We start from the raw sequence: 12,068 nt of genomic DNA, 5'->3' as shown, positions 1-12,068 counted from the left end.
TTTAGGCTGGTCGACCGATGAGTACCACGCCGCACACCCCTTCCCCGATCACCCCGTCCCCGGTCGGCGCGCACGTCCCGGTCGCCGGGGGCATGGCCGACAAGGGCCTGGCCTACGCCGCCGAGATCGGCGCCGAGGCCGTCCAGGTGTTCGTGTCCAACCCGCGCGGCTGGGCGACCAACGGGGGCGACCCGGCCCAGGACGCGCGCATGCGCGAGCGGGCCGAGGCCGGGCTCCCGGTGTTCGTGCACGCCCCCTACCTCATCAACCCGGGCACCCCCGGCGAGGAGGTGGCCGGCAGGTCGGTGGCCTCCCTGGAGCACGCGCTGCGCCGCTCCGCCGAGATCGGGGCGCTGGGCGTGGTCGTGCACACCGGCTCGGCGGTGTCGGGCGGCCGGGAGGCGGGCCTGGCCCGCATGCGGGAGCGGCTGCTGCCGCTGCTGGAGCGCCTGGGCGACGACGTCCCGCCGGTGCTGCTGGAACCCATGGCCGGGCAGGGCCAGGTGCTGTGCGCCACCGTCGACGACCTGGTGCCCTACTTCGAGGCCCTGGAGTGGCACCCGAACGTGGGCGTGTGCCTGGACACCGCCCACATGTTCGCCGCCGGGCACGACATCTCCAGCCGGGAGGGGATGCGCGCCGCCCTGGACCGGTTCGGCGAGGTCGTGGGCGCCGACCGGCTGCGGGTGGTCCACGGCAACGACTCCAAGGCGCCGTGCGGCAGCTGCAAGGACCGGCACGAGAACATCGGGGCCGGGTTCATCGGCGCCGACGCGTTCGGGGAGCTGTTCGTCCACCCGGTGAGCGCGGGGGTGCCGATCGTGGTGGAGACCCCCGGCCCGGCGGGTCCGCACGCCGCCGACGTGGCGACCCTCAAGAAGCTCCGCGACGGCTAGGGGCCCTCGCCCCCGCCCTCCGGCCGGTCCCGCAGCGGCGGCAGCGAGGGGAAGATGTTGATCTGCAACTCGACGCTGCCGGTGTCGGGGTGGCTCTCGGGGGTGCGGCTCTCGAATCGTCGGCTGTAGTCGCGGATGAAGCCGTAGAGCGCCTCGGAGAACTCCTCCGTCTCCTCGGGGGTCAGCCGCAGGTGCGTCTGCGCGTCGGTGGCCGCGTTCTTCCAGCGGCGCACGTCCGGGGCGTCGGGGAGTTCGCGGACCAGGTCCAGCCAGTCCTGGAAGCTCCGCCGGCGCCCGTGGTAGTAGCGGTCCAGGACGGCCTCCGCCGCCGGCCGGGTGCGCGGGTCCTCCATGAACGCGTGCCCGCTCATGCTCCAGCCGCCGGGCCGGACGCGCCACCAGCGCTCCCGGCCCCCGGAACGGCCGGGGGCGGCGTCGATGAACCCGTACCGGGACAGCTGGCGCAGGTGGTAGCTGGTGGCCCCGCTGCTCTCCCCCAGGCGCCTGCCGAGGATGGTGGCGGTGGCGGGGCCGTTGCGGGTCAGCTCGTCCAGGATGCGCCCGCGCAGCGGGTGCGCCAGGCCGCGCAGGGCGCTCGCGTCCACCCGCAACTGCTCGCCCTCCTCGGGGAAGGCGTCCTCGTCGTCGGTCAGGGGTTCGTCGGACATGGGTTCACCGTAGCGGTCGGACGCGGGCCGCACCGGTCCCCTCACCGGTCGCCCGCGGCCAGGCGGGCGGTGGCCTCGTCGCACAGGCGGGCGCACTCGGCGATGGTGCGCCGAAAGACCAGGACGGTGACGACCATGAGCAGTCCGCCGGCCAGGTAGGGCAGGGCGAGGTCGACCCGGCCCAGCAGCCCGCCCACGAGCGCGCCCACCGGGGCCAGGCCCCAGCCGACGGTGCGGAAGGCCGCCGAGACGCGACCGCGCAGGTGTTCGGGGACGACGGTCTGGAAGAACACCGATCCGGCGATGTTGGAGGTGGTCATGGACACGCCGACCAGTGCCCAGGCGGCGGCGGCCGAGCGGGCGTCGGTGGTGAACGCCATCGCGGCCAGGCCCAGCCCCATGCCCAGGTAACCGCTCGTCATCACGGCCCGGCGGCCGAGCGCGAGCACCAGCCGGGAGGCCACCGCCGCCCCGAGGATCCCGCCGACCGCGACGGCTGCCAGGAACACGCCGTAGAGGGCGGCGGGGACCTCCAGGACCTGCCGGACGTGCAGCACCATGACGGCGGTGCCCATCTGGATACCGGCCATCGTCCCGGCGTTGGTGAACATCATGCGGCGCATGAGCCGGTCGCCGAACACCTGGCCCAGCCCCTGCCGCAGGGAGTGCAGTACCCGCTCCCGCGGCTCCCGGTCCGCGTCGGCGGCCGCCGCGCCGCCGCCGGGCTCCGGGCGGCGGCGCAGCAGCCGGAGGATGGAGAGGACCAGCAGGGCGCACAGCGCGTAGGAGAGGGCGGTCCCGGCCACCGGCAGCAGGGCGGCGACCGCGAACAGCAGTCCGGCCACCGGTTTGGCCACGCAGTCCTGGGCCACCAGGTGCATCCCCTCCTGTCTGCCGTTGGCCCGGTCCAGGAGCCGGCCCGGTACCAGCCGGGCCACGCTGATCCTGGCCGCCGGGTCCGAGACGGTCTCGCAGGTGACCACCAGGAACAGGACCGCGTACAGGATCCACATCTCGGCGCGGCCCAGGGAGACGACCACGGCCAGGACGGCGACGGCCGCGGCGGCGACCGCGTTGGCCGACGCCATGGCGCGCAGCCGGTCGACCCGGTCCAGCAGCACCCCGGACAGGGGCGCGACCAGCAGCCAGGGCAGGAACCGGGCGGCCAGCAGCCCGGAGACGGCCAGCGGGTCGTGGGTGAGGGCGGCGGCGATCAGCGGCAGCGCGGTGGCGAGCATGCCGTCGCCGAGGTTGGTCAGCCCGGAGGCGGCCAGCAGGCGGTGGAACGCGCCGCCGAGGCGCTCGGCGCGGGCGGGGGTGTCGGGGGGTGCGGGGCTCATCGGGGCTCCTTTCGGCGGTACCCCCGACGCTATCCCAAAGATTCCTTTGCAAAGGGAATGATGCAAAGGAATCTCTGCACGGCTTTCCGAGGCCGCGCCGCCACCCCCGCCCGGGAACCTCCGGGAGGCATCCGCCGTCCCACAGGGCGATGGGCGACAATGGGACCGGGGCCCTGTGCACGGGGCCCCGGGTCGAGGGAAGGGATGGCGGCGGATGGATCCGTTCTCCATGGTGTTCGGTGCGGCGATAGCCCTGGGCGGTTTCGTGGTGGGCCGCTTCGTCACGAGGCGCCAGACCAGGGAGGCCCTCGCCCAGCAGCACAAACAGGAACAGGCCCGGGCCCTGAACCCGGGCGAGCGCACCCCCCAGCCCCTGTGCGGCTGCGGCCACCACCTCGTCTTCCACGACCAGCAGACCAAGAAGTGCCAGACCCAGGTCGTCATCCCGGGGCGCTGGACCGGCTCGCAGAGCTCCACCTACCGCCAGTGCATGTGCCAGGGCTACCGGGGACCGGTGCCCCTCGACGAGTACTACGCCCCCGACTACCTCGGCGGCGAGGGCTGACCGCCCGGATCCTGCGCCCCGGGGGCCCCGCGGCGGCCCCGGTCTTTGCATCCGGCCCCCGCCGCACGGCCCGGATCCGGCGCCCCGCACCCCCCGCGTGCCTCGTTCACCCGCCTTCGCCCCGCCTTGCCCGCACCCGGGCCCCGAACCCTCTCCACAGCGGGCGCGGCCGGGATGACAATGTCCGGCCGCGACAGCAGAATGGGCCCGCACCGAACATCCGACGAGTGGACACACACCAGTGACGACCCCTGCGACACCCACGATCGACCAGCGCATCGCCGAAGAACTCGGCGTCGGCGCACACCAGGTCAAGGCCGCCGTCGACCTCCTCGACGGGGGGTCGACCGTGCCCTTCATCGCCCGCTACCGCAAGGAGGCCACCGGAGCCCTGGACGACGCCCAGCTGCGCGCCCTGGAAGAGCGCCTGCGCTACCTGCGGGAGCTCGACGAACGCAAGGCCGCCGTCCTGGAGTCGATCCGCTCCCAGGGCAAGCTGAACGAGGACCTGGAGCGGAGCATCCTGGAGGCCGACTCCAAGGCCCGCGTCGAGGACATCTACCTCCCCTACAAGCCCAAGCGCCGCACCAAGGCCCAGATCGCCCGCGAGGCCGGGCTCGAACCGCTGGCCGAGGCGCTGATCGGCGACCCGGGCCTGGACCCGCAGGAGACCGCCGCCCCCTACGTCGACGCCGACCGGGGCGTCGCCGACACCAAGGCCGCCCTGGACGGGGCCCGCGCCATCCTCGTGGAGCGCTTCGCCGAGGACGCCGACCTCACCGGCCTGCTGCGCGAACGCCTGTGGGAGAAGGGCCGCCTGGTCTCCACCGTCCGCGAGGGCAGGGAGGAGTCCGGCGCCAAGTTCTCCGACTACTTCGACTTCTCCGAGCCCCTCACCGCACTCCCCTCCCACCGGGTCCTGGCCATGTACCGGGGCGAGAAGGAGGAGGTCCTCTCCCTCACCCTGGAGCCGGAGGAGGCCCCCGCCGAGAACCCCGACGGCACCGTCCCGCGCTCCTCCTACGAGAACGCCATCGCCCACCACTTCGGCATCGTGGACCGCGGGCGCCCCGCCGACCGCTGGCTCCAGGAGACCGTCCGCTGGGCCTGGCGCACCCGCATCCTGGTCCGGCTCGACATCGACGTCCGGATGCGCCTGTGGCAGCGGGCCGAGGACGACGGCGTGGCCGTGTTCGCCGCCAACCTGCGCGACCTGCTGCTGGCCGCCCCCGCCGGGACCCGCACCACCCTGGGCCTGGACCCGGGCCTGCGCACCGGCGTGAAGGTCGCCGTCTGCGATCCCACCGGCAAGGTCGTCGCCACCGACACCGTCTACCCGCACGCGCCCCGCAACGACTGGGACGGCTCCATCGACCGCCTGGCCCGGCTGTGCGGGGCCCACGGGGTCGAGCTGATCGCCATCGGCAACGGCACCGCCTCCCGGGAGACCGACCGCCTGGCCGCCGACCTGCTCAAGCGCCACCCCGAGCTGCCCCTGACCAAGGTGATGGTCTCGGAGGCGGGCGCATCGGTGTACTCGGCCTCCGCCTACGCCTCCGAGGAGCTGCCCGACCTGGACGTGTCCCTGCGCGGCGCCGCCTCCATCGCCCGCCGCCTGCAGGACCCGCTGGCCGAACTGGTCAAGATCGACCCCAAGTCGATCGGCGTCGGCCAGTACCAGCACGACCTGGCCGAGGCGAAGCTGTCGCGCTCCCTGGACGCCGTGGTCGAGGACTGTGTGAACGGCGTCGGCGTGGACGTCAACACCGCCTCCGTGCCGCTGCTGACCCGGGTGTCGGGCGTGACCTCCACCCTGGCCCGCAACATCGTCTCCCACCGCGACGCCAACGGCCCCTTCCGCAGCCGCGAGCAGCTGCGGTCGGTGCCGCGCCTGGGCCCCAAGGCGTTCGAGCAGTGCGCGGGCTTCCTGCGGGTGCCCGGCGGCGACGACCCGCTGGACGCCTCCGCCGTGCACCCCGAGGCCTACCCCGTGGTGCGCCGCATCCTGGACCGCACGGGGGTCGACCTGCCCTCGCTCATCGGCAACAAGGGCGTGCTCTCCAAGGTGCGCCCGCAGGAGTTCGTGGACGAGACCTTCGGCCTTCCCACGGTCACCGACATCCTCGCCGAGCTGGACAAGCCGGGCCGCGACCCCCGTCCGGCCTTCACCACCGCCACCTTCAAGGAGGGCGTGGAGACGCTGGGCGACCTGGCCCCGGGGATGATCCTGGAGGGCGTGGTCACCAACGTGGCGGCGTTCGGCGCGTTCGTCGACGTGGGCGTCCACCAGGACGGCCTGGTGCACGTGTCGGCCATGTCGGACAAGTTCGTGCAGGATCCGCGCGAGGTGGTCAAGCCCGGCGACATCGTCAAGGTCAGGGTGCAGGACGTCGACATCCCGCGCAAGCGGATCTCGCTGACCATGCGGCTCGACGACGACGCTCCGGCGGGCGGCGGCCGGGACCGCCGCGGGGACCGCGGGGAGCGGGGCGGCGGCCAGGGCGACCGGCGCCGCGGCAACGGCGACCGCAACCGCGGCGCCCGCGGCGGCGACCGGGGCGGCAACGGCGGCCGCCAGGCCGCCCCGCAGGGGGCGATGGCCGACGCGCTGCGCCGCGCTGGGCTCGGCGGCCGGTCCTGACACGTGCCGGGCGCCCGGCGGGAGACCGCCGGGCGCCCGGCACGGGCCGGTCCGGCTCCGGCCGTCGGAAGACGGGCGGGGCGGCCGGGAGACGGGACAGGAGGCGATGCCCCGCCTCGGGAGCCGGACCGGGCCCCCGGGCGGGGCGCCGCCGTGTCCGGCCGGGCCGCGGGGTCCTCCCCCACGGCCCGCCCCGCCCGCCGGCAGGGCGGCCGCGCACCGCGGGAGGGGTCTACCTGGGCGCCAGGGGCACGTCCGCCCACACCTGCCGCGCCGGGGCCACGAGCTCCGGGTGCAGGACGTCGGGGGTGTTCCACTCCTTGACCGGCGTCGCCCCGGCGGTGACCGCCGGCCAGCCCGGGTCCCCGGTGGCCGCGAAGTCGCGCCAGGCGGCGACCATCCGCGCCGACAGCTCGTGGTGGGCCTCGCCGGGGGAGCCGTCGAGCAGGAACATCCCGAAGTCCCCGTCGAGGTTGCCGAACGCGAACGGCAGGTCGAGCCCGTGGCAGGCGCCGAGGCGGCCCTCCATCACGGTGCTCTCGGCGGCGAACCGGAAGAGGAACGCGCGACCGCCGCCGCGGGCGTGCGACTCCGCGAACCGGGCGGTGTACTCGCAGAACAGCGCGTCGCCCTGGATCACGTTGAACAGCTCGCGCACCGGGGCCCCGGGATAGGCGGCCCGGTAGACGTCCAGGGCGTCCTCGCGCAGACCGAGCCGCTCCACCAGCCGGTGCAGGACCTCCTCCTCGTCGATCCGCACCTCCTGGCCCAGCTCGGTGAACAGCCGGAACTCGTGGGCGTTGTGCCCGACGAGCAGGTCGACCCCGGACGCCCCGCCGCGGGCCACCGCCTCCAGGGGCTCCTCCGGCAGCTCGGGGCCGCCGACCACGGGGGCGAAGCAGGTGAAGGGCTTGAATCCGGTGGAGGGCGTGTCGCTCAGGACCGCGTCGACCGCGTCCAGGAGCTTCTCGGGCGCCAGCGCGGCCAGGCTCTCGGCCTCGTAGGGGACACCCGCGGCCCGGGCGATGCGCTCACCGACGGCGCGCGCGGTGGCGGTGCCGAGCGTGTCCCCGGGCACGCTGTGGGCGATGGCGCGGCGGAACAGGCCCCGCGCGTGGGGGGAGGCCATGAGGCAGGCCACCGCGCCGGCGCCGGCCGACTCGCCGGCGACGGTGACGTTGCCGGGGTCACCGCCGAAACCCTCGATGTTGTCGCGCACCCAGCGCAGGGCGGCGGCCTGGTCCAGGATGCCGCGGTTGTCGGGGCGGCCGGGGACGTGCCCGAACCCCTCGAAGCCGACGCGGTAGTTGACGCCGACCACGACCAGCCCGCTCTCGGCCAGCCGGGTCCCGTCGTACGGCCCCTCGGAGGCGGCGCCGACGATGTAGGCGCCGCCGTGGATCCACACCAGGACGGGGGCGCGGTCGCCGGGGAGGGCCCCGCTCCAGACGGTGAGGGTGAGGCAGTCCCCGGACATGTCGGGCGACCAGGCTGCGGCGCCGACGAGGTAGGGGCGCTGCGGGGAGGGCGGCCCGTAGGCGGTGCAGTCGCGTACGCCCTCCCAGGGGGCGGCGGGCGCGGGGGCGGCGAACCGGTGCTCCCCAAAGGGGGCCGCCGCGTAGGGGATGCTCCGGTGGACGGTGACGCTCCCGTCCGCGGAGCGGGGCGAGGCCGTGCCGCGGACCCTGCCGCCGGTCGTCGTCACCACGTTCTCAGTCACTGCCGCACTCTCCTCGTCTCGTGACACACACCACACCTAACAACGTTAGGTAACCCGGCGCAAGCCCTCGGGGGCCGGGGGAGGACAACGGCGCAACTCGCAGGTAACATACCACCCGGTCGGTATGACACGGACGAACGGAGAGCCGCCATGCGCGCCATTCAGATCACGGAGTTCGGCGGACCCGAGGTCCTCACCCCCACCGAACTCCCCGACCCCGAGCCCGGGCCCGGCGGGCTCCTCGTCGAGGTGACCCGGGCCGGGATCAACTACGCCGACACCCACCAGGCCGAGAACAGCTACCTGGCCCCCGCCACCCTGCCCCTGGTGCCGGGCTCGGAGGTCGCCGGGCGCACCGCGGACGGCCGCCGGATCGTCGCCCTGACCGGCGGTGGCGGCTACGCGGAGAAGGCCGTGGTCGACCCGAACATGGCCTACGACATCCCGGAGGGCGTCTCCGACGAGGCCGCCCTGGCCCTCATCGTCCAGGGCGCCACCGCCTGGGTCCTGCTGCGCAAGAGCACCCGCATGGAACCCGGCGAGTCCGTGGTGGTGCACGCCGCCGCCGGCGGCGTGGGCACCCTGGCCGTCCAGCTGGCCAGGCTGTTCGGCGCGGGCCGGGTCATCGCGGTGGCGAGCAGCGCCGAGAAGCGCGACCTGGCCCTGGAGCTGGGCGCGGACGCCGTCGTGGACTCCGCGGCCCCCGACATGACCGGGGCACTGGTCGAGGCCAACGGCGGACGCCGGGTGGACGTCGTCCTGGACATGGTGGGGGGCCGGGTCACCGACGAGAGCGTCCGGGCCCTGGCGCCGTTCGGGCGGCTGGCCTTCTACGGCATGGCCTCGCGCACGCTCCCCTCCCCGGTCAAGCTCCCCAACCTCATGCGCTTCTCCACCACGGTGGCCGGGATGTGGCTGCCGCACGTGTGGATGCTGCCGGGGGACGTCATGGGCCGGGCGATGGCGGAGATGTTCGCCCTGGTGGCCGACGGCGACCTGAGGACGATCACGGGCGGCGTCCACCCGCTGGCCGGTGCCCGCGAGGCGCACGAGGCACTGCGCTCGAGGGGGACGATCGGCAAGCTCGTACTCGACCCCACGGCCTGATCCTCCCGTTCCGGGGGTTCACGACGGCCGGAATCCGCGCCTTGACGACGTAGATCATGAAATGTCCGACCTGCCGGAAGCATGAAGCCCGGGGCGAGGGGCGTCCGCGCACCGCCGCGCGGACGCCCCGGGCGGCCTCACCCCTTCCCGGCCCCGTAGACGAGGTCGGTGTAGTCGGGATGGCGCTGGATCCAGCCCTTGACGAACGGGCACAGCGGGAGCACGTCCAGACCGCGGCCGCGCACGTGGTCCAGGGCGCCGCGGACCAGGGTGCCGCCCAGCCCCCGGCCCTCGTGGGCGGGATCGATCTCGGTGTGGGTGAAGGTGATGAGACCCTCGGTGAGGATGTACTCGGCGAAGCCGGCCACCTCGCCGTCGACGCGGATCTCGTAGCGCTTGTTCTCGGGGACGTCGGCCACTTCGGTCGCCATGGCGGGAGCCTTTCGTGTTTCGCAGCGGCGGCCCTGCGCGGACCGCAGGGGCCATTGTGCCCTCCCCCGGCGCCGCGCACCCCTTGCGGCGCACCTCGGCCTGGGCATAGAGTCCACAGGAACATACCGACCAGTCGGTCTAAGGAGAATGAGATGACTTCCCGGTTCGGCGGCCGGACCGCCATCGTCACCGGTGCCAGTCGGGGCATCGGCCTGGCCATCGCGCAGCGCCTCGTCGACGAGGGCGCCCGCGTGTGCATCACCGCGCGCAGGCCGGAACCCCTCCAGGAGGCCGTCGAGTCCCTGGGCGGCCCCGAGCACGCCATCGGGGTCGCGGGCCGCGCCGACGACCCCGAGCACCAGGACGCGGCCGTCGCCGCCACCCTCGAAGCCTTCGGGAGCGTCGACCTCTTCGTCAACAACACCGGCATCAACCCGGTGTACGGCCGCATGGTCGACCTCGACCTCGACGCCGCCCGCAAGATCGTCGAGGTCAACGCCCTCTCCGCGATCTCCTGGGTGCAGAAGGCGTACAAGGCCTGGATGGCCGAGCACGGCGGCGCCATCGTCAACGTCTCCTCGGTCGCCGGGCTCAAGCCCGCCCCCGGCATCGGCTTCTACGGCGCCACCAAGGCGATGCTCATCCACATCACCGAGGAGCTCGCCGTGGAACTGGCCCCGAGCGTGCGGGTCAACGGCGTGGCACCGGCCGTGGTCAAGACCAGGTTCGCCGCCGCCCTCTACGAGGGGCGCGAGGAGAAGGTCGCCGCCCAGTACCCCCTGGGCCGCCTGGGCGCCCCCGAGGACGTCGCCGGCGCCGTCGCCTTCCTGCTGTCCGACGACGCCTCCTGGGTCACCGGGCGCACCCTGGTCCTGGACGGCGGCACCACCCTGACCGGAGGCGTGTGATGGATCTCAACGGTATCGGCGCCGTCGTCACCGGCGCCGGGAACGGCATCGGCGCGGCCCTGGCCCGCCGCCTGGCCTCCGCCGGCGCGCGGGTCGTCGTCAACGACCTCGACGCGAACGCCGCCTCCGCCGTGGCCGCCGAGATCGGCGGAGTGGCCGTTCCCGGCGACGCCGCGAGCGAGGCCGGGGTCACGTCCCTGATCGCCGAGGCCGCGGCCCACCTGGACGGCATCGACCTGTACGTCGCCAACGCCGGCGTCGGCGTCGGCGGCGGTCCCGAGGCCCCCGAGTCCGACTGGGACCTGGCCTGGCAGGTCAACGTGATGGCGCACGTGCGCGCCGCCCGGGAGCTGCTGCCCGGCTGGCTGGAGCGCGGCCGCGGGCACTTCGTCAGCACCGTGTCGGCGGCCGGGCTGCTCACCATGCTGGGCAGCGCCCCGTACTCGGTGACCAAGCACGCCGCCCTCTCCTTCGGCGAGTGGATGTCGGCCACCTACGGGGACCGCGGCGTCACCGTCCAGTGCGTGTGCCCGCTGGGCGTGCGCACCAACCTCCTGGAGGGCAGCGGGCCGCAGGGCAAGGCGATCCTGTCGGGGGACGCGATCACCCCCGAGGAGGTCGCCGACGCCGTCCTGGAGGGGATGGCCGACGGCCGCTTCCTGATCCTGCCCCACCCGCAGGTCGCCGACTACTACGCGGGCCGCGCCGCCGACCCCGACCGCTGGCTGGCGGGGATGAGGCGGCTGCAGGCCAAGGTGTTCGACAACGAGGGAACACATGACTGAGGAACTGCCCGGGCTGGACCTCGAACGGCTGCGCGCCCACCTGGACCGCGCGGCCCCCGGCATGGCCGCCGGGCCGTTGAGCGGCCGGGTGGTCACGGGCGGCAAGTCCAACCTCACCTATGTCGTCACCGACGGCACCGGCTCCTGGGTGGTGCGCCGGCCGCCCCTGGGCCACGTGCTCGCCACCGCCCACGACATGGCCCGCGAGTACCGGGTGATGACGGCGCTGCGCGACACCGCCGTCCCGGTGCCGCGCACGCACCTGCTGTGCGAGGACACCGAGGTGCTCGGCGCCCCGTTCTACGTCATGGAGTACGTGGAGGGGACCCCGATACGCACCCACGACCAGATCGCCCCGCTGGGCGCCGAGGGGACCCGCGCGGTCGCGGAGGGCCTCATCACCACGCTGGGCGACCTGCACGCGGTCGACCCCGCAGGAGTCGGCCTGGGCGACTTCGGCCGGCCCGAGGGGTTCCTGGAGCGGCAGGTGCGGCGCTGGCGCAAGCAGCTGGACGCCTCCCGCAGCCGCGACATCCCCGGCATCGACGAACTGCACGAGAAACTGGCCCGGACGCTGCCCGAGCAGTCGGCCCCCGCCATCGTGCACGGCGACTACCGGCTCGACAACGTGCTGGTCACCGACAAGGGCGGCATCTCCGCCGTCCTGGACTGGGAGATGGCCACCCTGGGCGACCCGCTGGTCGACCTGGGACTGATGCTCGTCTACCAGAGGCAGCCGGTCGAGAGCGGCGGGCGGGCGGCCACCACCGCCGAGGGCTACCCCTCCCCCGAGGAGATGGTGGCGATGTACGCCCGCTCCACCGGGCGGGACGTGTCCCGGCTGGGCTGGTACGTGGCCCTCGGCTGCTTCAAGCTCGCGGTGATCGCCGAGGGCATCCACTTCCGGCACGCCCAGGGCCTGACCGTGGGCGCCGGATTCGACCGGATCGGCGAGGTGGTCGCCCCCCTGGTGGCCTCCGCCCACTCCATGCTCAAGGAGGACTGA

11 protein-coding genes are annotated in these 12,068 nt (G+C 74.2%); 7 read left to right on the top strand and 4 right to left on the bottom strand.

Annotated elements, in window-relative coordinates; all coding sequences use genetic code 11:
- Positions 1–17 precede the first annotated feature (17 nt).
- Positions 18–896 carry a deoxyribonuclease IV gene (locus ACSUPR_RS26160; protein ID WP_436887368.1) on the top strand — a complete coding sequence of 293 codons (879 nt, stop codon included), beginning with the start codon at positions 18–20 and terminating at the stop codon, positions 894–896.
- Here the strand turns inward: ACSUPR_RS26160 and ACSUPR_RS26155 are convergent.
- Both ACSUPR_RS26155 and ACSUPR_RS26150 read right to left on the bottom strand, forming a co-directional pair.
- Positions 893–1,564 carry a helix-turn-helix domain-containing protein gene (locus tag ACSUPR_RS26155; protein WP_436887367.1) on the bottom strand — a complete coding sequence of 224 codons (672 nt, stop codon included), beginning with the start codon at positions 1,562–1,564 and terminating at the stop codon, positions 893–895. The genes ACSUPR_RS26160 and ACSUPR_RS26155 overlap by 4 nt on opposite strands.
- Before the next feature lie 41 nt (positions 1,565–1,605).
- Complete coding sequence (locus tag ACSUPR_RS26150) at positions 1,606–2,904, bottom strand: MFS transporter (RefSeq protein ID WP_436887366.1); 1,299 nt, start codon at positions 2,902–2,904, stop codon at positions 1,606–1,608.
- A gap of 214 nt (positions 2,905–3,118) precedes the next feature.
- On the opposite strand from ACSUPR_RS26150, the gene ACSUPR_RS26145 reads away from it, so the two are divergent.
- Together ACSUPR_RS26145 and ACSUPR_RS26140 are read left to right on the top strand one after the other, a co-directional pair.
- The gene (locus ACSUPR_RS26145; RefSeq protein WP_436887365.1) at positions 3,119–3,469 is read left to right on the top strand and encodes a hypothetical protein; all 351 of its coding nucleotides are present in this window, start codon (positions 3,119–3,121) and stop codon (positions 3,467–3,469) included.
- A gap of 241 nt (positions 3,470–3,710) precedes the next feature.
- Positions 3,711–6,110, top strand: a complete 2,400-nt coding sequence (locus ACSUPR_RS26140; protein WP_436887364.1) for a Tex family protein — start codon at positions 3,711–3,713, stop codon at positions 6,108–6,110.
- 232 nt (positions 6,111–6,342) lie between these two features.
- On the opposite strand, the gene ACSUPR_RS26135 is transcribed toward ACSUPR_RS26140, so the two are convergent.
- A complete protein-coding gene (locus ACSUPR_RS26135) occupies positions 6,343–7,830 on the bottom strand; it encodes a carboxylesterase/lipase family protein (protein WP_436887363.1) in 1,488 nt (495 codons plus the stop codon).
- A gap of 150 nt (positions 7,831–7,980) precedes the next feature.
- On the opposite strand from ACSUPR_RS26135, the gene ACSUPR_RS26130 reads away from it, so the two are divergent.
- Positions 7,981–8,937 (top strand): quinone oxidoreductase family protein, encoded by a 957-nt coding sequence (locus tag ACSUPR_RS26130; protein ID WP_436887362.1) that lies wholly within the window; start codon positions 7,981–7,983, stop codon positions 8,935–8,937.
- A gap of 137 nt (positions 8,938–9,074) precedes the next feature.
- Here the strand turns inward: ACSUPR_RS26130 and ACSUPR_RS26125 are convergent, their stop codons facing one another.
- On the bottom strand, positions 9,075–9,368 hold the full coding sequence (locus ACSUPR_RS26125) for a GNAT family N-acetyltransferase (protein WP_436887361.1): 294 nt from the start codon (positions 9,366–9,368) through the stop codon (positions 9,075–9,077).
- Between the two features lie 153 nt (positions 9,369–9,521).
- On the opposite strand from ACSUPR_RS26125, the gene ACSUPR_RS26120 reads away from it, so the two are divergent.
- Genes ACSUPR_RS26120 through ACSUPR_RS26110 form a run of 3 tightly spaced genes read left to right on the top strand, consistent with a single transcriptional unit; the run spans position 9,522 to position 12,068 of the window.
- Positions 9,522–10,277 (top strand): SDR family oxidoreductase, encoded by a 756-nt coding sequence (locus tag ACSUPR_RS26120; RefSeq protein ID WP_436887360.1) that lies wholly within the window; start codon positions 9,522–9,524, stop codon positions 10,275–10,277.
- The gene (locus ACSUPR_RS26115; RefSeq protein ID WP_436887358.1) at positions 10,277–11,062 is read left to right on the top strand and encodes an SDR family oxidoreductase; all 786 of its coding nucleotides are present in this window, start codon (positions 10,277–10,279) and stop codon (positions 11,060–11,062) included. Before ACSUPR_RS26120 ends, ACSUPR_RS26115 begins: the two co-directional genes overlap by 1 nt.
- Entirely contained in the window at positions 11,055–12,068 is a 1,014-nt protein-coding gene (locus ACSUPR_RS26110; protein WP_436887357.1) for a phosphotransferase family protein, read from the top strand. Before ACSUPR_RS26115 ends, ACSUPR_RS26110 begins: the two co-directional genes overlap by 8 nt.

This window comes from Nocardiopsis dassonvillei (assembly GCF_964273065.1).
In the GTDB taxonomy this organism is placed as follows: Bacteria; Actinomycetota; Actinomycetes; order Streptosporangiales; family Streptosporangiaceae; genus Nocardiopsis; species Nocardiopsis dassonvillei_B.
The sequence above is the reverse complement of the archived record's forward strand: the minus strand, read 5'-3'. Positions and strand labels throughout refer to the sequence as shown.

Bases quoted from the DNA above. Each gene is read 5' to 3' on its own strand.
- ACSUPR_RS26160 (WP_436887368.1), top strand. From the start codon at position 18: ATGAGTACCACGCCGCACACCCCTTCCCCGATCACCCCGTCCCCGGTC.
- ACSUPR_RS26155 (WP_436887367.1), bottom strand. From the start codon at position 1,564: ATGTCCGACGAACCCCTGACCGACGACGAGGACGCCTTCCCCGAGGAG.
- ACSUPR_RS26150 (WP_436887366.1), bottom strand. From the start codon at position 2,904: ATGAGCCCCGCACCCCCCGACACCCCCGCCCGCGCCGAGCGCCTCGGC.
- ACSUPR_RS26145 (WP_436887365.1), top strand. From the start codon at position 3,119: ATGGATCCGTTCTCCATGGTGTTCGGTGCGGCGATAGCCCTGGGCGGT.
- ACSUPR_RS26130 (WP_436887362.1), top strand. From the start codon at position 7,981: ATGCGCGCCATTCAGATCACGGAGTTCGGCGGACCCGAGGTCCTCACC.
- ACSUPR_RS26125 (WP_436887361.1), bottom strand. From the start codon at position 9,368: ATGGCGACCGAAGTGGCCGACGTCCCCGAGAACAAGCGCTACGAGATC.
- ACSUPR_RS26120 (WP_436887360.1), top strand. From the start codon at position 9,522: ATGACTTCCCGGTTCGGCGGCCGGACCGCCATCGTCACCGGTGCCAGT.
- ACSUPR_RS26115 (WP_436887358.1), top strand. From the start codon at position 10,277: ATGGATCTCAACGGTATCGGCGCCGTCGTCACCGGCGCCGGGAACGGC.
- ACSUPR_RS26110 (WP_436887357.1), top strand. From the start codon at position 11,055: ATGACTGAGGAACTGCCCGGGCTGGACCTCGAACGGCTGCGCGCCCAC.